Origin of the sequence: Candidatus Desulfofervidus auxilii (genome assembly GCF_001577525.1) — a bacterium.
GTDB lineage: Bacteria > Desulfobacterota > Desulfofervidia > Desulfofervidales > Desulfofervidaceae > Desulfofervidus > Desulfofervidus auxilii.
Window position 1 is genome coordinate 2,350,655 of the sequence record NZ_CP013015.1, and the last position, 22,613, is coordinate 2,373,267.

The following is a 22,613-nucleotide window of genomic DNA, read 5'->3' on the forward strand; positions in this document are numbered from 1 at the left end:
CTTGAAAAATAACCAATGGTGCCGAAGGCGGGATTTGAACCCGCACGAGGAACCCCTCACCAGACCCTGAACCTGGCGCGTCTGCCGTTCCGCCACTTCGGCCTTGCTTTTTCTTTAAAATTTTTTATAAAGAAAAATCTTTTTTGTCAACAAGGTATAGAAATGGAAATTGTTAATTCGGTGAATGAGATCACTAAGCCTTTTTTGAATGCCGTGGTGACGGTAGGTAACTTTGATGGTGTCCATTTGGGACATCAAATGTTATTTAAAAAAGTCATAGAAAGGGCTCAAGATATTGGAGGCACATCTGTTGTCTTTACCTTTGACCCTCATCCAGTGGAAGTTTTAAAGGGAATACATGTCCCAGTTATCACTCCCCTCCCTCGAAAAATGGAACTCATAGCCAGTAAAGGCATTGAAGTAGCTATATGTCAGCCTTTTACCTTGAAGTTTGCTCAGATTACGGCCGAAGAGTTTGTAAAAGATATCTTGATGCAAAAAATTGGCATGAAAGAAATAATTGCTGGTTATGATTATAGCTTTGGCAAAGGGAGAGAGGGAAACTTAGAACTCCTTAAAAAATGGGGAGATGAGTTGGGATTTAAGGTGCATGTAGTAGGGCCAATAAAGGTAAATGGAGTGGTGGTAAGTAGCACTAAGGTAAGAGAATTGATCCAAGAAGGCAAAGTAGAAAAAGTAAGAAAATTCTTAGGCCGTTATTACCAAGTGACTGGTAAGGTTATCCGAGGAAGGGACCGCGGAGGGAGGCTTTTGGGCATTCCTACGGCTAATCTGGCCTTGGTAAATGAGGTCTTTCCCAAGCTTGGCGTTTATGCTGTGGAAGTGATTTATCAGGGGAAAAAGTACCAGGGTGCGGCAAACATCGGCTTTAGCCCTACTTTTGGCAATAATGCCCTCTCGGTTGAGACCCATATTTTGGATTTTAATCAAGATATTTATGGAGAAGAGATTAAAATAAACTTTGTTAAAAAATTGCGTGATGAAAGGAAGTTTTCCCGTGTGGAGGAATTGGTTACTCAAATTAAAAAAGACATTGAGACCGCTAGGAAGATATTATCTCAATTTTCTATTGCTTAGCCTTGTTTTAAACCTGTCTTCTAGCTGGGCTATAATACGTCCCTCAGCAGTAGCAGGGAAATGGTATAGAGAAGACCCCAAGGCACTTAAAGCCCAGATAGAGACTTTTCTAAAAGACGCAAAATTGCCTTCCTTACCATCAAAGATTAATGCCCTGATTGTCCCCCATGCAGGCTATCGGTTTTCTGGCCCGACTGCGGCTTATGCTTATAAGGCCATTGCCGGGCGAGGCTATAATCGGGTGGTGATTCTGGCCCCTTCTCATTATGCCCATTTTTATGGAGCATCTACTTTAGATGTGGTTGCTTATGAAACGCCATTAGGACAAGTGCCTGTGGATAGGAAAGTAGTGAAGGCATTATTAAAAAATCCTTTGTTTAAAGAACGTACTATGGCCCACTTAAGGGAACATGCCATTGAGGCCCAACTGCCCTTTCTACAAATAGTTTTAAAGGATTTTAAGATTGTTCCTATCTTGATTAGTGAGGTAAAGGATGAAGATATTTTTATCCTGGCAGATATTTTAAAAAAAGTCTTGGGCAAAGATATAAAAAATACCCTTTTTATTGCCAGCTCTGATTTTACCCACTTTGGTCCTATGTATGGTTATGTGCCTTTTAAAGAAAATATTTCAGAAAAAATCAAAAAAATGGATATGGAGGCAGTTGAGTTTATTAAAAAGGGTGATTCCAAAGGATTGTTAGATTATTACCATAAAACAAAAATCACTATTTGTGGCATTTATCCCATCGCTATTACTATTTCTTCTTTAGCTAAACAGCCTAAGGGATTTCTTTTACATTATACGACTTCTGGAGAGATATTAAGCAATTACAGTAACTCTGTGAGTTATGTAGCCATGCTTTTAGATGAGCCTGGATTGAATCAGAATGAAAGGGAAAACTTGTTAAAATTGGCCCGATTTACTTTAAAATATTACTTTAATCATGGTCATCCTCCTGCGGTTGAGGAAATTCCCATAAAAGTTTCTCCTGTCTTAAAAGAGAAAAAAGGGGCATTTGTTACCTTAAAAAAACACGGACAATTGAGGGGATGCATTGGATTTATAAGACCCATTTTCCCTCTTTATAAAACCGTCATGCAAGCAAGTCTTCAGGCAGCCTTTGCTGACCCTCGTTTTTTACCTTTACGTCAGGAGGAATTGAAAGAAATAGACATTGAGATTTCTGTGTTGGGGCCCATTATTCCTGTAAAAAAAGTTGAAGAGATAAGAGTTGGTCGTGATGGACTTATCATTAAAAAAGATGGTCAGCAGGGACTACTTTTACCTCAGGTGGCAACTGAATTTAATCTGGATCGGCTAAAATTTTTAGAGTTGACTTGTAAAAAAGCAGGTCTTTCTCCCTCAGCCTGGAAAAAAGGGGCATCTATTTACCGCTTTACGGCTGAGGTGTTTGGAGAGAAGAAACATTAAACGGGAGTTTTGGGCTGGCAACTTAAGTTGACAATCCCTTTTTTTTATGCTATTTTCACCTACGTTTTATTGAGAAAGGGTAAAAATGCAACAATTGAAGGGTGGTTTTTATTATTTTAGCTATTTTGATTTGGGTCTGCCCACTGTTTCATAACCAAGGCCCAATTGCGATAATGGCCGTGGGCAGACCAGTGCCCACGGCTGAAAGGAAAGCCGTGGAGAGAACCTTCACGGCTTTTTTATTATTTATAAAATAGGAGGTTAAAAGATGGGAATGGAATTAGCAGGCAAGCAAATCGGCAAAAGGATCAGGCTAGAGCGAATCTTCGATCGGGAGACAGGTAAAACCGTAATTATTCCAATGGATCATGGGGTTACAGTGGGTCCTATTCCGGGTTTGACTGATATGAAAGAGATTATCAACCAGGTGGCCCTAGGAGGTGCCAATGCCATTGTCATCCACAAAGGGATTGTCACTGCTGGACATAGAGGGGGTGGTCCTGATGTGGGTCTTATCATTCACCTTTCAGGTAGCACTTCTTTATCTCCCTTCCCAAATACAAAAACTCTAGTTTGCACAGTAGAGGAGGCTATAAAACTAGGTGCAGATGCAGTTTCTATCCATGTTAACTTGGGAGATGAAAATGAAAGGGAAATGCTGAGAGATTTTGGAGAGGTTTCTAAAAAGGCCTTAGATTGGGGGATGCCTTTATTGGCTATGGTTTATCCTAGGGGACCAAAGATTAAAGATAGTTATGACCCTGATACCATTGCTCATTGTGCCAGATTAGGAGCTGAGTTAGGAGCAGATGTAGTAAAAGTGTCTTATACCGGATCAGAGGAAACTTTCAGAAAGGTAGTAGAAGGTTGCCCAGTGCCAGTAGTGATTGCTGGTGGTCCAAAAATGAATTCGGATAGAGAGGTAATAGAAATGGTCAAAGGGGCAATAGAAGCTGGAGGTGCAGGTGTTTCTATTGGAAGGAATGCCTTTCAACATGCAAATCCCACCAAAATAGTAAGGGCTATTGCTCAAGTGGTCCATAAAAATGTCAGTGTAGAAGAAGCCTTAAAAGAATTGGAGGGTTAAAATGAAACAGGTTTGGGTAAAGGTAATACCATGGCAAAAAAAATTGGTAACCACGGCCATTGAAGGTGGGGCCGATGCCATTTTGGTAGAGAAAGGTAAAACAGAGGCGGTTCATGCCTTAGGCCGCATCAAAACCATAGCCCCAGACGGTGACTTGAAGATAGATAAAGACGTCATCTTTGCAGAAATAAAAAGCAAGGAAGACGAAGAAAGGGTTTTAAAACTTACCAAAACAGCTATAGTGGTAGTTACAGCCAAGGACTGGAAGATTATTCCTTTAGAAAATCTGGTTGCCCAAACAAATAACTTATTTGCTGAAGCTGCTACAGTGGAAGAAGCAAAAACATTATTAGGCGTATTAGAAAAAGGAGTAGATGGTATTTTAGTAAACACTACTAATATCAATGAATTAAAAAAGATACTGGATTTGGTGAAAAAATGGTCAGAGAAATTAGAGCTTTATTCAGGAAAGGTAACCCTTATTAAACCCTTAGGAATGGGATATAGAGTATGTGTGGATACCTGCGATTTAATGGAAATAGGTGAAGGGATGTTGATAGGTAATAGTAGTGCAAGCATGTTTTTGGTTCATGCGGAGAATATAGAAAATCCTTATGTGAGTCCCAGGCCATTTAGGGTCAATGCAGGCCCAGTGCATGCTTATATTAAGGTTCCAGGGAATAAGACAAAATACTTATCTGAATTAAAGGCCGGAGATGAAGTATTGATTGTCAATGCTAAAGGGGAAACCAGGACAGGGATTGTAGGCCGAGTAAAAGTAGAAAGACGTCCCTTGCTCTTGGTAGAGGCAGAGGTAGATGGTCAGAAGGTGAGCACCATTTTACAAAATGCAGAGACTATCCGCTTGACTACACCAAAAGGCAAACCTATCTCTGTAGTCCAGTTGAAGCCTGGAGATGAAGTAGTGGTGGCTATGGAAAAGGGAGGGAGACATTTTGGCCATAAGATAGAAGAAACTATTATGGAAAAATGATGCCTATTGATGCAGAAACCAGTTTATATGGTATTATTGGCCATCCTGTAAGGCATAGCTTAAGCCCGATTATTCAAAATTTGGCGTTTACTTCCTATAATATAAATGCTGTTTATCTGGCCTTTGAGGTAACTGAGCTTTCTGGGGCCATAAAAGGGGTGAAGGCCTTAGGCATAAAGGGCTTGAGTGTAACTATTCCCCACAAGATAAATATTATGTCTTTTTTGGATGAAATAGATATAATGGCTCAAAAAATTGGAGCTATAAATACAGTAGTAAATAGAGATGGCTATTTATTGGGATTTAATACCGATTGGTTAGGGGCCTTACTTAGTCTAAAAGAAAAAACAGAGATAAAGGGGAAAAGATTTGTTATTTTGGGTGCCGGTGGAGCAGCTAGGGCCATTGCCTTTGGGTTAAAAAAAGAAGGGGCAGAAATAATTATCGTTAATCGCACTTATGAAAAAGGCTGTGCTTTGGCCAAAGAGATAAATGCCCATGCCTTCCCTTGGGAAAAATTACCTGTGCTAGCTGGTGATGTGCTCATTAATACTACTCCCATAGGAATGTGGCCAGAGATAGATACTTCTCCAGTGGATGAAAAGGTATTAGCCAAATTTGAGCTAGTGATGGATACGGTATACAGACCATTAAAGACTAAACTCCTTCAAATGGCGGAAAAGATGGGTTGTAATACCATTGGCGGATTAAAAATGCTCATTTATCAAGGGGCAGAACAATTCCGTTTGTGGACAAAAAAAGAACCGCCAGTAGAAAAAATGTTGAAAGTGGCTGAAAAATTTTTGGAAAAGGAAAATTGAAAAAGCTAATCACTCCTATCTCAAATCACCTAAAACTTACCATCACTGTTCCTGGCTCGAAGAGCCTTACCCATCGGGCATTGATTACGGCTGCTTTGGCCAAAGGCCATTCTACTCTGGAAAACATTCTTTTGGCAGAAGATACCCTTTTGACCACAGAGGCTTTAAGGCAGATGGGTGTGAAGATAGATATTTCTAATACCCAGGCTGTGGTGCAAGGGATAGAGAAAAAATTAATTCCTCCTAAAAGACCTGTTTATTTAGGTAATTCAGGCACTTCTATGCGTCTTTTGACTGCCATTTGTGCTATAGGTCAGGGGCGTTTTGTCCTTACAGGAAATGAAAGGATGCAACAAAGGCCAATTCAACCTTTATTGGATGCCTTAAATCAATGGGGAGTAAAGGCATATAGTGAAAGGCAAAATGGATGTCCGCCTGTGGTTATTGAAACTCAAGGTTTAAATGGCGGTAAGACAGAGATAGACCCTACCATAAGCAGTCAGTTTCTCTCTGGTCTTCTTTTGGCTGCTCCTTATGGGAGAAGAGATAGTGTGATTGAGGTAAAAGGCAAGATTGCCTCGCTTCCTTATGTGGACTTAACCATAGATGTAATGGAAAAATTCGGTATTTCTGTAAAGAATTTGAATTATAAATGTTTTGAAGTAAAAAAAGGTCATTATCAGGCCTGCCAATATACCATTGAAGGTGATTGCTCAACTGCTTCTTATTTTTGGGCGGCAGCTGCTATTTTAAAAGGTGAGGTTACTGTAAGACCCATTGCTCAAACCTCCAAACAGGCAGATATTGGATTTGTTAATGTATTGAAAAAAATGGGATGTCAAATAATTCCCCAGGGAGATGGTATTAAGGTAATCGGTAGAAATAATTTAAGGGGTATTACAGTGGATATGAATAAAATGCCAGATGTAGTGCCTACTCTAGCGGTGGTGGCGGCCTTTGCTAAAGGAGAAACAGTGATTAATAATGTAGGACATTTAAGGGTTAAGGAGTGTGATAGGCTACAGGCCGTGGCTACTGAATTAAAAAAGATGGGCATTGAGGTAAAAGAAAAAAAAGATGGTCTTATTATCAAAGGCGGTCAACCGCAAGGGGCTGAGATTGAGACTTATAATGACCATCGTATCGCTATGAGCTTTGCCATAGCCGGGTTAAAAGTGCCTGGGATAATAATTAGAAATCCTGATTGTGTAAAAAAATCCTTTCCGGGATTTTGGGAAACAGGTCTATTTAAATGAGTAAAAAACAGATAAAAAACCTTCACCAGAAATTGCAACAAGAAATAACTAAACTTAAAAAGACATTTGAGGAAGATGTCTGTCCAACTTTTGTTCCTGCCCCACCTGAACTTACCAGAAATTTTAATCATTACTTAGAAGAGGCAAAACGTATTTGTCCTGAACATGAAGGAATTCAGTTATTGGATCCCCTAAATGAAAAAGGATGTAAAATGGGGCAGGTTTTAAGAGCAAGCATAGCCCTATCTGAATTTTTATCTGAATGCCAAACTAATGCCAATTGCTCAGGCCCCACGAGGGAAAATTAAATAAAAAATTGTTTTTTCCAATAGAAGCCAAAATCCGCGATTGATTTTTTATTCTAACGTCTCTGCCCCGAACGGCAGGTGGGCCTGCCCGCAGGCAGGCGGGTTTTCTTTTCCTCCCATTGACAGAAGGAAAGGAATACTCTATATCCTTTTTAAATAGCTTATTAAATTAAGAAATTCCATGTCTCCTTTGGTAAAACTTGATTCTATTTTGTCTTCTATTGAAAAAGAAATAGATGTGCATTTAAAGGCACAAACACCTTTGGCTAAAACCATCAGTCAATATATTTTAAAAAGTGGAGGCAAAAAGTTAAGGCCATTATTATTTGTGCTTTCTGCCCGGCTGTGTGGTTGTGAAACTGGGGAAGAAATAAAATTATCTCCTATTTTTGAATACCTCCATGTAGCTACCCTTTTACATGATGATGTGATTGATGGAGCCAAGACACGTAGAGGAAAACCGGCCTCTCATGAGGTTTGGGGTAAGACAGTAGCTATTTTAACTGGTGATTTTTTGTTAGCCAGGGCCTTGGAATTAGCCGCCTCTTCTGGAAATCTGCGAATAGTAGAAATGCTCTCTAAAACAGTATCTATTCTAGCTCAGGGGGAAATTTTGGAATTTGCTAAAACAGGTAGCCTTGACTTAAGAGAAGAAGAATATTTTGAAATTATTGATGGCAAGACAGCCGCTTTAATTGCCCGTGCCTGCCATTTAGGAGGAGTTCTAGCTGGGGCAAGTGAGGAGCAAGAAAATGCCCTTTATGCTTATGGTCATAATCTGGGGCTAGCCTTTCAAATTGTAGACGATATTTTGGATTATATTGGTAGTGAAAAGGAGTTTGGTAAACCTATTGGCCAAGATATAAGAGAAGGTAAGGTCACTTTACCCTTTATTTATGCCTTACAAAATGCCAATCCTGATGAAAAAGATATGATTGAATCTTTTTTTAATAAAAGACAACAAAAAGACATTGAGAATATAGTCTCTTTTGTGAAGAATAAAGGAGGAATCACTTTGGCTAAAAATAAGGCACAAATTTTTATTTCTAAAGCAAAAACAGCTCTGTCTATTTTTCCGCCTCATTACATAAGAGAAAGTTTATTTCAATTGGCCGATTTTATAGGCAAACGGAATTATTGACTATGTCAAATTCTCTATTTCTCCTCTGGTTGCAATTCTTTATATGTAGTATTTTTATTTTCATTGCTGGTACTCGGCTTTCGCTTAATGCCGACATCATTGCGGAAAAAATGGGGCTAAGTAAAAGCTGGATTGGTATTTTACTATTAGCTCCTATAACATCTGGCCCTGAAGCGTTTAATGGCTTGAGTGCTGTTTTATGGGTAAAGGCCCCTGATATTGCCATAGGTGGAATTTTAGGGAGTTGTGTTTGCAACTTATTTATTTTAGCCCTTTTGGGCCTTACAATCGGTTTAGGTTTATCACTTGTCCAAATAAAAAACAATCATTTCCTATCTATTAGTTTTGGAATACTCATGCTTGCCGTGGCAGGTGTAAATATCTTATTAGGTCAACACCTTGCCTTTGGTTGGATAAGTGGGGGTAGTTTAATCTTATTTTTTCTTTATCCATTAGCTATGTTTTTTATTTATAAAGCAGAAAGGCTAATAGAGCAAAAAAAACTGAATGAAAATTATAGAGATATTTCATTATCTCATGCCTTTAAAAATTTTGCACTCAATGCATTTATTATCTTAATAGCAGCTACTTGGTTACCAAAAGTAGGAAATGATTTAGCTGTTGCCACGAGTCTGGGTCAGACCTTTGTAGGAAGTATATTTATTGCCATTTCTACTTCTCTTCCAGAAGCAGTGGTTTCTTTTTCTGCCTTTAAATTTAGTATAGATATGGCTATAGGCAATATCTTGGGTAGTAATATTACTGACTTATTTTTCCTTCCTATATACGATGTAATTTTTTTAAAAGGGCCAATTTTTGCCTTTTCCCATCAAAATCAACTGCTAAATGTCATTTCTGCCATTATCATGACTGCAATCTTTGGTTTGATGTTGAAATTCCAAAAACCATTACTGGTTATTTTAGGCAATTTAACTATGATTTTAATCTATTTTTTAAATTTGAGTATCCTTTATTATCTGCGTTAATTATCTGTTTTATGAAAAATACAGGAACTCGGCAAAGTTTACTTTCCCAACCTTAACTTCAAGGTAAAGCGGACACAAACCTATGCGAAGCACGCCCTGCTGAGAAATTAATTCTGATTGACTTTTTTAAAAAGTATGTTAATAGTCAAGTTGATGTTTGTATAAATTAACATAAATTAACAAAAATTAACAAAAGGAGAGAAACAATGATTACACGCCGCCAATTATTAAAGGGATTTACTATTGGGACAGCCGGCTTGATGTTATCCAGAGTCGAAGGTTTGAATGTGTTTGCATCAGAAGAACATCATGGCAGTGGACATATTCTTGTTTCTCCAGATGAAGCCATCGCTCGTTTAAAAGAGGGTAATGCACGCTACGTTTCTATGAAACGCTTAAGTGATCCGGGTGTGGGGCCTGAGGCGCGTAAACCCCTTACTAAAGGCCAGTGGCCTTATGCTACTATCCTAAGCTGTTCTGATTCTCGTGTACCTCCAGAATTGATTTTTGATGAAGGGTTAGGAAAGCTTTTTATTGTGCGTGTGGCCGGCAATATTATCAACCCTGCCCTCTTAGGGAGTATTGAGTATGCCTCTTTGCATTCTACCAGCCGTTTAATTATGGTTATGGGACATGAGTCTTGCGGTGCTGTGGGGGCAGCCGTGCATGCTTTTGAACATCCAGAGACAAAGGAGACGCCAGGAATTGAAGATATTATTAACCGGCTTATGCCGGCGGTAAAAAAGGCCCATAAAAAAACAGGGACTAAAGGCAAGGCATTGGTAGAAGCAGCTGCCAAAGAGAATGTTCGGATGGTGATTGCACAAATTTCTAAGGAAAGCGCGCCTTTGGCAGAAATGCAGAAAAAGGGTGAGCTCAAAATCATTGGTGCTTACTACTACCTTGGTAGTGGTAAAGTTGAATTTTGGGTGTAAGCCCTAAAGCGCCCTTGGCAGATAACAAAGTAATTTGCTAGGCTACAAATTGGGTAAGGTGAAGTTGTGGTGTTGTATGTGGAGAGAATTCCTAAGTCTTTAAAATAATACCTCAAAGGCCTTTTCTATTTTGTGGATTCCAATAGTTGGCAAAGGGGTTTTTTTTAGATGTTTTAAGTTGCTCTGAGGGATTATGCATTGTTTAAACCCCATCTTTTCTGCTTCTATCAAACGAATTTCTGCCTGAGTAATAGCTCTAACTTCTCCAGTGAGACCTACTTCACCCAGTAAAACCCATTGAGGTGGAATGGGTTTATTTAAGAAACTAGAAGCAATAGCAGTTACTATACCCAAATCTGCAGCAGGTTCTTCTATCTTTACTCCCCCAGCTACATTAAAAAAGATATCTTGTTGTCCTAAGTTAAGGCCTACTTTTTTTTCTAAAATGGCCACCAGTAGATTAAGCCGGTATGGGTCAACTCCAATGCTTGTCCGCCTAGGCATGGCCAGAAAGCTGGGACTGGTTAAGGCCTGTAATTCTATTAAAATAGGACGGCTACCTTCTAAAATGGGCACTATCACAGAACCAGAGGTGTTTACAGGGCGCTCAGCCAGGAAAAGCTCTGAAGGATTGTTCACTTCTACTAATCCATATTCTTGCATTTCAAAAACTCCTATCTCATTAGTAGAACCAAAACGGTTTTTTACCGCACATAAAATACGATGGGGATGGCCTTTTTCTCCCTCAAAATAAAGCACAGTATCTACCATGTGCTCCAACATCCTTGGGCCAGCAATAGCACCCTCCTTGGTTACATGACCTACAATAAAAATAGAAATATTCCTATTTTTAGCCAAACGCACTAATTTTCCAGTAACTTCTCTCACCTGAGAAACACTCCCTGGAGCAGAGGTCAACGCCGTAGTAAACATAGTTTGAATGGAATCAATTACTACAATTTGAACATCTATTTTTTCTATACTGCTTAAGATATGTTCTAAGGCGGTTTCAGTGAGCAAATAGAGCCTTGGATGTTCAACATGCAGACGCTCCGCCCTGAGTTTAATTTGAGTAGCAGACTCTTCACCTGAAACATAAAGAGTATTTAATCCCTGCTTAGTGAGGTTAAATAAGGCTTGAAGGGTAAGGGTTGACTTTCCAATACCTGGTGCACCACCAATTAAGACCACTGACCCTGGGACTAATCCTCCTCCTAATACCCGGTCTAATTCCAACAGACCTGTTTTTAACCGAGGTAATTTTAGAGAATCTATCTGGGTAATAGGAATAGGGGTGGAAGGCGTATCTAGAGAAGTGGAAGAAGGTTTTAAGGAAGAAATTTCTTCCACAAAGGTATTCCACCCCCCACAATCAGGACATTTACCCAACCATTTGGGAGAGCAATATCCACACTCCTGGCAAATAAATTGCACTTTTGCTTCTTTAGCCATTTCTTAGAACATCCCTCTAAATATAAAAACACATTTCTCAAAAAACACAATACATACAAAAACACAATTTGATATGTCCTATCTGAGACAAATTTTAGCTCAACTTTGACACCTAAAAGTCAAAACTTACTTATATTTGGGCATTTTTCACCTATAAACTCAGACGTACCCACTACATTACCCCTGGCATATTTGTTATAGATGTGTCTTGAAGAAAGGAAGTCAGAAACGATGGATGAGATTGTAAAAGAAGTTTTTTGTGTTATTCCTAAAATTAAAAATTTTTCTTGTGATTATTGAGTGCTTATAGTAAAAATATTTAAATGAAGAATTTAAATCATTGGCAAAAATTTTATGAATGGGAAGAAAAATATAACAAAAAAGTTTTTTCTACACCAAAAGAAAGGATGAATGCTTATATTTCTCTTTATGATTTGGTCTTTTCTTTGAAGTCTCCTTCTTTAAAAGTTTTTAAAAACGATGTTCATGTTAAGTATTTTACGGAATTAAAAAGAAAGCTTGGCTATTTTAATGTTTAAGACTGCTTTAAAAGAATTTATCACTTGTTTAGAAAGGGCAAAAATTGATTATATGGTGATGGGTGGATTGGCAGTTGCTTATTATGGTGAAGTGCGATTGACGCAAGATATAGATGTGACAGTTAATCTTATGCCAAATGAAGTAGAAAAATTACTTTTAGCAGTAAAAGAAAAATTTTTTCCTTTAGTAGAAGATGTGAATAGTTTTGTTAAAGAAACATGGGTTTTACCGCTTAGACATAAATTTGTTGAGGTGAGAGTAGATGTGGTTTTTGCAGGAACTTTTTTAGAAAAGAAAGCTATTTTAGAGGCCAGATTGGTTGATTTTGGAGAAATTAGAATAAAGTTTATCCCTGTTGAATATTTAATCATTCAAAAAATCCTTGCTGGTCGCCCAAGAGACTTGGAAGATGTAAAGGGAATCCTTAAACACCAAAGAGATTTAAATTGCCAAAAAATTACTGAGATTTTAGATAAAATATCTCAAGAATTAGGAGAAACAAAATGGCTAAAACTATGGAATTCATTGAAGGAATTAACTGATTATGCGTGATGCGTTTGATTATCTCATGGCCTATGGGCTGTGTGTTTTAAATAAAGAAAGGGCTAAGGAACAAGGAGAAAAGCCGATGAGGAAAGAAGGGGATAATTGTTTAATCACGCTAATTTTAGCAATATCAATCCAATAATAATTAAAATTGAGGCCATGGTGCGGCTAAAACCATGAGATTCCTTGAAAAATAAGATACCTAGCCACACACCTATAAGGATTCCTCCTCTCCTAACTGCAACTGCATAGCTAATAGGACAGATTTTTATCCCATAACGAAAAAAGACAAATGAACCAGAAAGCATCAATCCCCCAATTAAAATTTGGATGGGATATTTTTTTATTTCTCCCAATATTATATTTTTAGGGAAACGAATCCATGCCCATATACCAAGGAAAAACAGCATAAACATAATCATAAGGGTTATATAATGGATTAGAAGGGATTGAGGTATTAAATCTACACCTGCTTTATCTAAGACAGCACCCATTGAAGCAAAAAAAGATGCACTTAATGCCCAAAGGGCCGCTTTTTTGTTTTTCTTATTTGTTTTTTCCTCTGAATAAGGGCTAAAGTGAATTAGACATGCTCCCAAGGTTGTGAGCAAGATGCCTATTATCCCTAAAAAACTTAATCCTTCATGCAGAAAACAGACTGCCCAAATTGGAACAAAAAGAGGAGTTAAATTGCTTAATGGATAGACTACTGAGAGATCACCTTTTTGATAGGCCTTAGCAGTGCAAAGTTGATAAAAACTGAACATAAAACCTGCACTAAGGCAAGCGAGTGTAGATTTGGTGGGCATTGCCTCCCATCCTGAAAAGTGAAAAATGCTAATGGGCGAGGACACTAAAAAAGCACTAGTAAACATCCACCAGATATATATTTGTTTATTTTTGCTGTTTTTTACCCAGAAATTCCAGCCTACATGAAATAAAGCAGATATAAACACCAGAAATAAGGCTTCAAAACTCATGGTAAGTAAATATTACATAATTATACTTGAAAAGAAAATTTACTTATAATACAGTTGAATAACTCATGCTTAAACTCCTTCATACCGCAGACTGGCATTTGGGAAAGACATTTAAAAATACTGATTTTTCCTTATTAGAGATTCAGCAAGAGATTCTTAAAGAAATTGTAGAAATAGCAGAAAAAGAAGATGTAGATATAGTGTTTATCGCTGGTGATATCTTTGATAGCTACAATCCTCCTTTTAAGGCTGAAGAATTATTTTATAGCACTTTAAAAGAATTAACGGCTAATGGAAGGAGACTTGTAATTGCTATTGCTGGTAATCATGATGCCCCAGAAAAGTTTGATGTGCCTCGTCCTCTAGCCGCGGGTTTTCATGCGATGGTGATTTGTGGCAGTCCGCAGGACGATTTAACCCTTTTTTCCTTTAAGACAAATCATTTTGAACTTAAAGGGGAAAGAAATTTCCTTCACGCCAGTTTTCCATCAAAAAATACATCTATTTCTTTGCTTGTATTGCCATATCCTTCAGAGGCACGCCTTAAAGTTAGCACAAATTATGAAGAGCATCTTAAAAATATTTTGCAGGCCATACCTCCATATAGAGCAGATGATTATATTATTGTCTCTCATCTTTTTGTCCAGGGTGGGCAAAAATCTGGTTCAGAAAGGGATTTCACCATCGGTGGAGCACAATTAATCCCTTCACACTTTTTCCCAAAACATGCCAGTTATGTTGCCTTAGGACATTTGCACCGCTATCAACGCTTGGGAAAAAATATTTTTTATTCTGGCTCTATTTTTCCCTTTGATATACAGGAAGCAAATCAAAAGAAAGGTGTTTTAATAAGACGGCCTGATGGGAAGGTTGAATTTTATCCTTTTGCTTACCAAAAATCTGTCAAATCTCTTAATTTTAATACTATTGATGAGGCCTTAGAGCAAAGTGCTAATTATAAACATAGTCTTGTTTTTCTGCGTTTTCCGCCACTTGCAGTGGGTACTGAAGAAATTGTTAAACTTAAGCAAGCATACAGTCAAAATCTTTTAGGCATTCATTTTGAGATGCCTAAAATTGAGATTGATAGACCAATATCTGTAGTAGATTTAACCCCCAAAGAACTTTTTATAGAGTTTTATAAAGCCCAGTATAATCAGACACCAAATGAAACTATGGTGGAGCTATTTTTGAAATTTGTAGAAGAGTTAAAGAATGAAACCCATTAGCTTAGAGATTGAAGGTCTTTATAGTTACAGGGAAAGACAGGTTATAGATTTTACTCCTTTTTATGGGTATCGTCTTTTTGGTATTTTTGGAAAGACTGGTGATGGTAAATCCACTATCCTTGATGCCATGACTTATGCCCTTTTTGGAAAGGTAGATCGCCTTGATAAAAAGTCTATAAAAGAGGCTATTAATCCAGGTAGCAACCAATTGAAGGTAATATTTAACTTTGAAATTGATGGAATAGTATATGAGATAATACGAGGAATAGATAGATATGGTCATAGTTATGTGAGACTTTATAAGGTAGTTAAAGACCATAAGGAGCCTATTGCAGAAAAAATAACTGAAGTAAGCAATCATTTGGATCATATCTTGGGGCTTGAGTTTAAAGACTTTACAAAGGTAGTTATTCTACCCCAAGGGAAGTTTTCAGAGTTTTTGAGGCTTTCTCCTGCAAATCGGGCTGATATTTTAGAAAAGATTTTTGGACTTGAGATTTATGGTGAAGCCTTATGGAAAAGGATCACTCAGTATCTTGAGAGACTCAATGCCTCAAAGGAGGAAAAAGAAAAACAACTCTTGGCCTTAAAAGATGTAAGTAAAAAAGTAATAGCTGATAAAAAACAAGAAGTTAAAAAGACAAAGAAGGTCTTAAAAGAAAAGGAAGAAAGCAAAAAGAAGCTTGAAAAATACCATCAAATTTTAATCAAATTAGCCGATTTTTTAGAACGAAAAAAGGAATTAGAAGAAAAACTTAATAAATTAAAGGCAAATGAGCCAATTATAAAAGAAAAAGAAAGGCGTTTAAAACAGGCAGAAGAAATAGCGCCCCTTGTCCATATATTTAAAGAATATGAACAATTGAAAAGCTCTATCCCTAAAATAGAAAGATTATTAAAAGATTTGCGAAATAAAGAAGCAAAATTAGAGAAAAAATGGCAACTTGCGGAAAAACAACTAAAAGAATTTGCAGAAACCCTTCCTCAAAAATTAGAAGAACTTACCCATTTGGAAGAAAACGCCAGACAGGCGCAGAAACTAGAGAAAGATTTTATGGAAAAACAAAAACAGCTTGATAAAAATAAAAAACAGCTAGATGAAAACAAACAGGCATTAAAGGATACAGCCCATATTTTAAAGAAATATAGAACACAAAAACAAGCCCTGTTGCATAGACAAAAACGGGCAAAAAAGACCTTAGAAAGCAATGCCTTCAATAAAGAAGAAAAAAGAATTTTTAATATCTTACATAAATATGCTTCTCATTTAGGCAAATTAAAAAGCTGGGAAGAGGAGATAGCAGAACTTAAGGAAAAAATAGAGATATTTAAAAAAGAAAAAAAAGACTCCCAGATAGGAATAAAAAAAATATGGCAGAAATGGCTGCCTGAAATTGTATTGCCTTCCCCTGAAAATGCAGTAGATATATTAGAAGACTTTAGGCTAAAATGTGAGGAGACATTAAAGACTTTTGATAAAGTTTTAGAAAATTTCCGCCAAAGACACCTGGCAGTGAGTTTGGCCATCAGACTTAAACAGGGGCATCCTTGCCCTGTTTGTGGCTCTACTATCCATCCTAAACCTGCACAGGATGAGGAGATCACTGCAAAAATAGAAGATACTCAGAGGGAAAAACACAAGCTTGAGAAAAAAATAGAGACAATAAATCAACTCAGAAAAAAGTTAAAACCCCTTGTTGAAAAATTGGTGCAAATAAATACCAAGTTAGAGGATAAACATCAACAATACTCAGAAAAATCTGCTGATTTTAAAAAAGAAATAGAAGAAATTTTAAGGAAATTAGGTTTAAGGCTTAATCTAAAAGGATTAAAAAATCTGTTTGATGAATTACAAAACAAATTTGAATTGCAAAATAAGGCTAGCGAAGAACTTAGAGAGATTGCAGAAAAATTGCAACAGCAAGAAGAAAAAATACAAAGACAAAGGCGTAAAGCCGAGGGGCATAAAAAAGAAATTAAGCACTTATTGAGTTTAATAGGAAGTTTAGAGAAAGAATTAGCACATATAAAGAGAGAAATAATAGAAAAAATTGATAAAAAATCCCCTGAGCAACTTTTAAAGCAAACTAAAGAACAAAGGGAAAAATTAGAAAAAAAGAGACAAGATTTGGAAAAAACAAGGCAAAAAGCACAAAATGATTACTTAAATATTAAAGAAAAATTAGATAAAACCAAAGAACAGTTAAGGATTGAGATAAAGAAAAAACAAGAGTTAACAAAGATTCTCATAAAAGAGGCAAAAAAGAGACATTTAGATTTAGCAGGTTTAAAACATCTTTTGCTTTCAGAAAAAGAAATAAATGCCTTAAAGCAAGCTATAGAAAAATGGAAAGAAGAGATAGAGAATATCAAAGGGCAATTAGGACAAATAAAAACTCAGATAGACGACTTGCCTATTCAGACTCTGCCTTTAGGTGAACCTGAAGCTACTTCTGAAAAACTGGAAAAATTAAAAAAAGAAATAAGACATTTGCAAAATCAAGAAGGGGCATTAGAAAACGAAATAAAGAACTTAGAAGAGAAATTAAAACAAAAACAAAGGCTTGAAACAGAAATCAAAAAGGACCAAGAAGAAATTAAAATAGCTTCTACTTTAAAAGACTGCCTTTATGGGAAGGCCCTGGTAAAATTTGCTGCCAGACATTTATTTCAAAGTATCTTATATGAAGCCAATCGCATTTTGAAAGACATAATCGGAGAGAGATTTGTCATTCAAATGAGTAGGGAGGGCTTTAATTTTTCTGTTTATGACCCCTCTATAGGGCACATTCGTCTAATTGAAACGCTTTCTGGAGGAGAAACCTTTTTGGTTTCTTTTTCATTGGCTCTGGCCCTTTCTTCATATATCCAAAAAACAAAGGCGCGTCCTATCCACTTTTTCTTTATTGATGAAGGTTTTGGAAGCCTTGATGAAGATTTATTAGATGCAGTCGCAGAAGTGCTTAACCAACTAAAGCAACAAGAAAGACTAGTAGGCATTATTACCCATTTAGAAAAATTTAAACAACTTTTGCCAGCCTATATTTTGGTAAAAAAAGATTTTACCTCCACAAGCGTGGTAAAATTGCATGTATAAAGACAAGCTGTAGAAATAAATCAGATACTGTAGTCTGTTGGTTGATTTGGTTTATGGACTGCTCAACCCACTTTATAGGTGGAAAGGTAATGAATCTGACTCATAAAGACCATACATATTTTTGATCTCTAATGACAAAAGACAAATAAGGAAGGTAAATAAGAAGGCATTTCCTGTCAGTTAAATGTTCTTGTATAAAAACAATGTTGACAAAAGTAAGGCATTTGAATAAATTAAAAGTTAAGAAAAGAAGGGTTTCACAAAAAGGAGGGCAACATGCAGAAAAAATTTATATGTCTGAGCATTGTGGCATTAATGCTGTTGTTTGCCTCAGTGGCAAGGGCGGGAACCTTCAATGTCTCGGAGATTACGGGGTTTCAGGACCCCCTTACAACTGCTCAAAGTAATGGGAAGAATGATACCATCGACGGAAACTGCCATACTCTTAACGGACAAAGCTTGGTTCAGATAATGAACATCAACACAGACACCAGTAATGAGGGTGGCGCCTGTGTGGGGACATACGATGACTCGGCTACAGCACAGATATATAACAACATTATTTATGACAACACTGCTAATGCAGGCGGAGACGCTCTTTATGTGGAATCTGACGGAGATGGAAACGGCACAGGCTCAACCATAGCGCTTTTCAATAACAATCTTGGCCCAGACAAACACAACCGTGACAATAACATCACTTCTGCTCCCATGCTTGTTGACCCTGAGAATGGAGACTTTCACCTTCAATCCGATTCCCTCTGCACAGATGCAGGCAATAACTCTGCCCCTGGTATTCCTGATACAGACTTTGAGGAGGACCCAAGGATAGTAGGTGTAGCTCTAGATATAGCTGCAGATGAATATTCAGAACCACCCGTACCCATTCCTGACATAAAGGCAAATGGCTCAGACGAGCCCATTACACTAAATCAATCAGATACACTGACTATTACTGTATCATTAAATAACAATGACTTAACAGAAAATGCAGACTGGTGGCTGGCGGCTGATACACCATTTGGGCTTTACTTTTACACCTTTGACGGTTGGACAACCGATTGGGTACCAGCATATCAAGGCCCACTATTTTATCTAGATTCATATGAAGTATTAAACATACCCGTTTTAGGACTCCCAGCAGGTACATATACGTTTTACTTTGGTGTTGATACCAATATGGATGGAAATGTAACATGGGAGAGTGTTTATTATGATACTGTGGTGGTTAATGTAATAGAATACATATCTGATTTTTCTGGAACTTGGGAAGGTAGTTGGCATAGTACTTGGTTCCCTGAGTATTCAGGTAGTGTCAGTATAACAATTAGTCAAGTCAGTAATAATCTTAGTGCAGATGTAACTGTAACTAACACCGATTTTGGGACTATTACTGCTAACCTTTCTGGAACAGTTAATGGAAATACGTTTGAGTTATCAGGTGAGTGGTCTGGGGGAGGTTATAGTGGACGCTTAGACATCAATGGAACTCTTTCAGGTAATACTATCACAGGAAATTACGATCTTTATGTGGATAATTTGGTTTACTATGACCACGGCACTTTTATCCTTGAACGCTAACTGATATCGAAGGCAAATAAAGTTTGTAGGGTCAAACCTACAAAATACAGTTAATCCAATTTGCTGTAGTGACCTGTATTGCAACAAGGTTTCATGGAAAATGTGGAGACCTATATGGACACCAAGGCAAATTTGCTAAAATATCCAATTTCTGAAAATGCTTACTCTTATTTGGAGCCAGCGAGGGGATTTGAACCCCTGACCTGCTGATTACGAATCAGCTGCTCTACCACTGAGCCACGCTGGCTTTTTGGTAGTCCCAACGGGATTCGAACCCGTGTCTCTGGCGTGAGAGGCCAGTATCCTTAACCACTAGACGATGGGACCCCTTCAAAAATGGCTGGCGGACGAGGATTCGAACCTCGGTTAGCAGATCCAGAGTCTGCCGTCCTACCACTAGACGATCCGCCATCTTTTTAATAAAGATAACTAAATTTTGAAAACCAGTCAAGGGAGCAGGGGATGTTAGCTTTTTTCAAAATGCATCAATTTTTTTTCCAGAACTACCAAGCAGGTTCCCACCTTAGTCTTTGCCAATATCAAGCCCAACAATACCCCACCACTATTAGCAAGCATATCAGTATATTCAAATGACCGCTGGTGGCTCATACCTTGTAAAAATTCTAAGACTATACCCATTGAGACAAAACCTACAAATAACAACAGGTGTATATTTCCTAGGGAGTAAATCTGAGCAAACCACAGCATTAAAAAAAGATAGGTCACAAAATGAACAAATTTGTCACTTTGGGAAAAACCAACTATCTGAGGCGGTGTAGGTATTAAGGAAAAAAATACCACCACAGCAATCATTAGGAAGCCTATTGTTAGCCATAGTTTGGTGAATTTAAGTGGAGACTTTGATTGCATTTTAATAAATATAATAAGTTGGGACCAAGTAGCCCTTGACATCTTCCGCCGTGGCCATTCCTAAAATTAGAAATAAACACAAAAATGATAAAAAAGTTTTCATATGGTCAATTTACATTTTAATAGAAATCTGTCAACTCTTTATCTATTCTAATTAAACTACTTTGCCGTATCCCTGGTTGGGAAAACCATATTCCTTGACTTTAAATAATTTAACCACTATAATTAGTTTTTATCCGATATGAGAGGGGGTGGATTATGAATGGTAGGTGTGAAGGTACACCCAAATGAGCCTTTTGAGAGCGCTCTTAAACGTTTTAAAAAGGAAGTAGAGCGGGAAGGGATTCTTTCAGAACTGAAAAAACGGCAATTTTATGAAAAGCCTAGCGTGCGTCGGAAAAAGAAAGCCATGGCTGCCCGTAAAAGGCTATTAAAACGGATGAAACGCCTTGGTCTTTTACAACAGAGAGGTTAGAAATGTCTCTATATGAAGAGATTAACGAACATCTGAAAGAGGCATTGAAATCCAAGAAAACAGATGCATTGAATGCCCTTAGGGGATTAAAGGCTGTTATTAAAAATAAAGAAGTAGAATTAAGGCGAAAGCTAGAAGATAATGAGATTATTCAGTTAATAGCTAAGCAGATTAAGCAAAGGAAAGAGTCCATTGCTCAATTCCAAAAAGGGAATAGGCCTGATTTAGTAGAGAAAGAGGAAAAAGAGTTAAAAGTATTGGAACAATTTATGCCTCCTCCACTTTCAGAGGAGGCATTGGATAAAATCTTGCAGGAGATTATTACTGAGACAGGAGCTATAGGGCCTCAAGATATGGGTAAAGTGATGAAAGTAGCTATGTTTCGCTTAAGCGGACGGGCTGAAGGCAAAGTAATAAGCCAAAAAGTGAGGCAATTTCTCACCCAATATAATTCCCATTGAAAAGAGAAGGAAAGGCCTGTAAATGAATTAGAGGAAGCAGTGGAGTTTAATGAAAACAAATTAAAGCTTATCTGTGTAGATTTTATCTCATAAAAGAGGACGATATGGTAAAAAATTAAAAGGGCTACCTATGAAAATCTTTTAGATAAAGTCTCAAACCTTCTCAGATTGTCGGATGATTTAACAAAAAGATACGGCAGAGGATTTTCAGTTGATAATTTAGAAGCAATGCGAATTGCCTTAAGTTTGGTTTTCTCTAACCAAGAAACAAAAAACATAACAATGAATGATATTAAACAATTCATAGAAAGCCATATCCCTAAAGGTGTTTTTTGAGGTAAGTTGCTTATTCCATTTTTTAGTTTAATTTTAGAATAAGGTTATCCGTTGTTCCAAAATAATGGAATACCTGCCTGCCTGCAGGCAGGCAGGAACGAAGATGGCTAAAAAACCTTTTATTTCCCACCAGAAGAGGAATAGAACTTATATTTAAATTTTCCAGCATTCTTCTGCATTGCGGAAGGCTATGGCTTCTAAAAAAGAAACATCAACTCCATGGAGTTTTAACCAATGCACAGCTTGAGGTACAGCGTCATAACGCCGATAAACAAAGTTTATGTAATCACTATTTAACATGCCTCGCTGGAATAAAGGAGCATTTTCTAAAATATCTTGCGGAGAAAGTCGTCCTTCTCCTAGAGAAAGGCCAGCATAGGCTCCAAATTCATTAACCATTTTAATGACGTCGGTATGAACATGCTCAATCACTACCTTTTGAGGATCAATGCCCACTTTAGCCAAGATGTCTAAGGTTTTTGTAACTACTTCTGAGCGGTTTTTAGGGGGCAGATGCAAATCAATAGGCACATTTAAAGACTTAGCTAACTCTACTTGGGATTTTAATACCTCTGCTTCCAAGGCAGTATCAAAATGAAGGCCAACTTCTCCTAAACCAATAATGGTCTCTTTTTCTAAGAAAGTAGGAAGAATATCAATTACCTTGGGCCAATCTTCGGGAATGCCTAATGGATGGATACCTACCGTAATAAATAATTTTAGCCCATTTTTCTGCGCGTTATTGGTAAAAATTTTAAGTAATTGGTGATAATGATCAAACAAGGTAGTAGCCCGGGTGGCTCCCACATAACAGGAATGGGTAATAATTCTATTTACTCCTTTTAACGCCAATTCCTCATACGCCTCATAAGGCATTAAATCTGCATGGGTATGAGCCTCAATTAAATTTGTCACTGTTCTCCTCCATAAGATAATGCACTATATTTGCCACTTTTTACAATATAATACAACTCCCTTTCAAATG

The 22,613-nt window shown here is 37.4% G+C and carries 21 protein-coding genes and 4 tRNA genes; 17 read left to right on the forward strand and 8 right to left on the reverse strand.

Going from position 1 to position 22,613, the window contains the following annotated elements; translation table 11 throughout:
* Positions 1–16: 16 nt before the first annotated feature.
* Positions 17–102 (reverse strand) — tRNA-Leu (locus HS1_RS11780).
* A gap of 78 nt (positions 103–180) precedes the next feature.
* Here HS1_RS11780 and HS1_RS12935 point away from each other — a divergent pair.
* The 10 genes from HS1_RS12935 (at position 181) to HS1_RS11825 (ending at position 10,061) form a co-directional block, all read left to right on the forward strand.
* Entirely contained in the window at positions 181–1,098 is a 918-nt protein-coding gene (locus HS1_RS12935; RefSeq protein ID WP_172793688.1) for a bifunctional riboflavin kinase/FAD synthetase, read from the forward strand.
* Positions 1,019–2,533, forward strand: coding sequence for an AmmeMemoRadiSam system protein B (gene amrB, locus HS1_RS11785; protein WP_172793689.1), 1,515 nt, complete (start codon positions 1,019–1,021; stop codon positions 2,531–2,533). The genes HS1_RS12935 and amrB overlap by 80 nt, the downstream gene beginning before the upstream one ends.
* Positions 2,534–2,801: 268 nt before the next feature.
* Complete coding sequence (locus tag HS1_RS11790) at positions 2,802–3,620, forward strand: 2-amino-3,7-dideoxy-D-threo-hept-6-ulosonate synthase (RefSeq protein WP_245669997.1); 819 nt, start codon at positions 2,802–2,804, stop codon at positions 3,618–3,620.
* A gap of 1 nt (position 3,621) precedes the next feature.
* Positions 3,622–4,614: a 3-dehydroquinate synthase II gene (locus HS1_RS11795; protein WP_066065785.1), complete on the forward strand. Its 993-nt coding sequence runs from the start codon at positions 3,622–3,624 to the stop codon at positions 4,612–4,614.
* Complete coding sequence (locus HS1_RS11800; RefSeq protein WP_281178312.1) at positions 4,611–5,435, forward strand: shikimate dehydrogenase; 825 nt, start codon at positions 4,611–4,613, stop codon at positions 5,433–5,435. The genes HS1_RS11795 and HS1_RS11800 overlap by 4 nt, the downstream gene beginning before the upstream one ends.
* Positions 5,432–6,691, forward strand: coding sequence for a 3-phosphoshikimate 1-carboxyvinyltransferase (aroA, locus tag HS1_RS11805; protein ID WP_066065790.1), 1,260 nt, complete (start codon positions 5,432–5,434; stop codon positions 6,689–6,691). Before HS1_RS11800 ends, aroA begins: the two co-directional genes overlap by 4 nt.
* Positions 6,688–6,999, forward strand: coding sequence for a hypothetical protein (locus HS1_RS11810; protein ID WP_066065793.1), 312 nt, complete (start codon positions 6,688–6,690; stop codon positions 6,997–6,999). Before aroA ends, HS1_RS11810 begins: the two co-directional genes overlap by 4 nt.
* 181 nt (positions 7,000–7,180) lie before the next feature.
* Complete coding sequence (locus tag HS1_RS11815; protein ID WP_066065796.1) at positions 7,181–8,140, forward strand: polyprenyl synthetase family protein; 960 nt, start codon at positions 7,181–7,183, stop codon at positions 8,138–8,140.
* 2 nt (positions 8,141–8,142) lie between these two features.
* Positions 8,143–9,126 carry a sodium:calcium antiporter gene (locus HS1_RS11820; protein ID WP_066065800.1) on the forward strand — a complete coding sequence of 328 codons (984 nt, stop codon included), beginning with the start codon at positions 8,143–8,145 and terminating at the stop codon, positions 9,124–9,126.
* Between the two features lie 206 nt (positions 9,127–9,332).
* Complete coding sequence (locus HS1_RS11825; protein ID WP_066065804.1) at positions 9,333–10,061, forward strand: carbonic anhydrase; 729 nt, start codon at positions 9,333–9,335, stop codon at positions 10,059–10,061.
* Positions 10,062–10,160: 99 nt separating this feature from the next.
* Here the strand turns inward: HS1_RS11825 and radA are convergent, their stop codons facing one another.
* Positions 10,161–11,513, reverse strand: coding sequence for a DNA repair protein RadA (gene radA, locus HS1_RS11830; RefSeq protein ID WP_066065807.1), 1,353 nt, complete (start codon positions 11,511–11,513; stop codon positions 10,161–10,163).
* Positions 11,514–11,836: 323 nt separating this feature from the next.
* On the opposite strand from radA, the gene HS1_RS11835 reads away from it, so the two are divergent.
* Together HS1_RS11835 and HS1_RS11840 are read left to right on the forward strand one after the other, a co-directional pair.
* Complete coding sequence (locus tag HS1_RS11835; RefSeq protein WP_066065810.1) at positions 11,837–12,052, forward strand: hypothetical protein; 216 nt, start codon at positions 11,837–11,839, stop codon at positions 12,050–12,052.
* The gene (locus HS1_RS11840) at positions 12,045–12,605 is read left to right on the forward strand and encodes a nucleotidyltransferase (RefSeq protein WP_066065812.1); all 561 of its coding nucleotides are present in this window, start codon (positions 12,045–12,047) and stop codon (positions 12,603–12,605) included. Before HS1_RS11835 ends, HS1_RS11840 begins: the two co-directional genes overlap by 8 nt.
* A 104-nt stretch (positions 12,606–12,709) precedes the next feature.
* On the opposite strand, the gene HS1_RS11845 is transcribed toward HS1_RS11840, so the two are convergent.
* Positions 12,710–13,579 carry an EamA family transporter gene (locus HS1_RS11845; protein ID WP_066065815.1) on the reverse strand — a complete coding sequence of 290 codons (870 nt, stop codon included), beginning with the start codon at positions 13,577–13,579 and terminating at the stop codon, positions 12,710–12,712.
* A 65-nt stretch (positions 13,580–13,644) separates the two neighbouring features.
* On the opposite strand from HS1_RS11845, the gene HS1_RS11850 reads away from it, so the two are divergent.
* From HS1_RS11850 to HS1_RS11860, 3 genes are all read left to right on the forward strand, one after another.
* A complete protein-coding gene (locus HS1_RS11850) occupies positions 13,645–14,808 on the forward strand; it encodes a metallophosphoesterase family protein (RefSeq protein WP_066065818.1) in 1,164 nt (387 codons plus the stop codon).
* Positions 14,795–17,905 carry an AAA family ATPase gene (locus HS1_RS11855; RefSeq protein WP_066065822.1) on the forward strand — a complete coding sequence of 1,037 codons (3,111 nt, stop codon included), beginning with the start codon at positions 14,795–14,797 and terminating at the stop codon, positions 17,903–17,905. The genes HS1_RS11850 and HS1_RS11855 overlap by 14 nt, the downstream gene beginning before the upstream one ends.
* Positions 17,906–18,376: 471 nt before the next feature.
* Positions 18,377–19,486 (forward strand): hypothetical protein, encoded by a 1,110-nt coding sequence (locus HS1_RS11860; protein WP_156469473.1) that lies wholly within the window; start codon positions 18,377–18,379, stop codon positions 19,484–19,486.
* Positions 19,487–19,658: 172 nt separating this feature from the next.
* Here the strand turns inward: HS1_RS11860 and HS1_RS11865 are convergent.
* The 4 genes from HS1_RS11865 to HS1_RS11880 form a co-directional block, all read right to left on the reverse strand.
* Positions 19,659–19,733 (reverse strand) — tRNA-Thr (locus HS1_RS11865).
* Between the two features lie 4 nt (positions 19,734–19,737).
* Positions 19,738–19,813, reverse strand: a tRNA-Glu gene (locus HS1_RS11870).
* A gap of 10 nt (positions 19,814–19,823) precedes the next feature.
* A tRNA-Gln gene (locus tag HS1_RS11875) sits at positions 19,824–19,897 on the reverse strand.
* 54 nt (positions 19,898–19,951) lie between these two features.
* A complete protein-coding gene (locus HS1_RS11880) occupies positions 19,952–20,299 on the reverse strand; it encodes a VanZ family protein (RefSeq protein ID WP_066065832.1) in 348 nt (115 codons plus the stop codon).
* A gap of 319 nt (positions 20,300–20,618) precedes the next feature.
* Between HS1_RS11880 and rpsU the strand changes: the two genes are divergently transcribed.
* Together rpsU and HS1_RS11890 are read left to right on the forward strand one after the other, a co-directional pair.
* Positions 20,619–20,831: a 30S ribosomal protein S21 gene (gene rpsU, locus HS1_RS11885; protein ID WP_066065835.1), complete on the forward strand. Its 213-nt coding sequence runs from the start codon at positions 20,619–20,621 to the stop codon at positions 20,829–20,831.
* A 2-nt stretch (positions 20,832–20,833) separates the two neighbouring features.
* A complete protein-coding gene (locus tag HS1_RS11890) occupies positions 20,834–21,292 on the forward strand; it encodes a GatB/YqeY domain-containing protein (RefSeq protein ID WP_066065838.1) in 459 nt (152 codons plus the stop codon).
* A 489-nt stretch (positions 21,293–21,781) separates the two neighbouring features.
* Here the strand turns inward: HS1_RS11890 and HS1_RS11895 are convergent, their stop codons facing one another.
* The gene (locus HS1_RS11895; RefSeq protein WP_066065841.1) at positions 21,782–22,543 is read right to left on the reverse strand and encodes a TatD family hydrolase; all 762 of its coding nucleotides are present in this window, start codon (positions 22,541–22,543) and stop codon (positions 21,782–21,784) included.
* Positions 22,544–22,613: the final 70 nt, after the last annotated feature.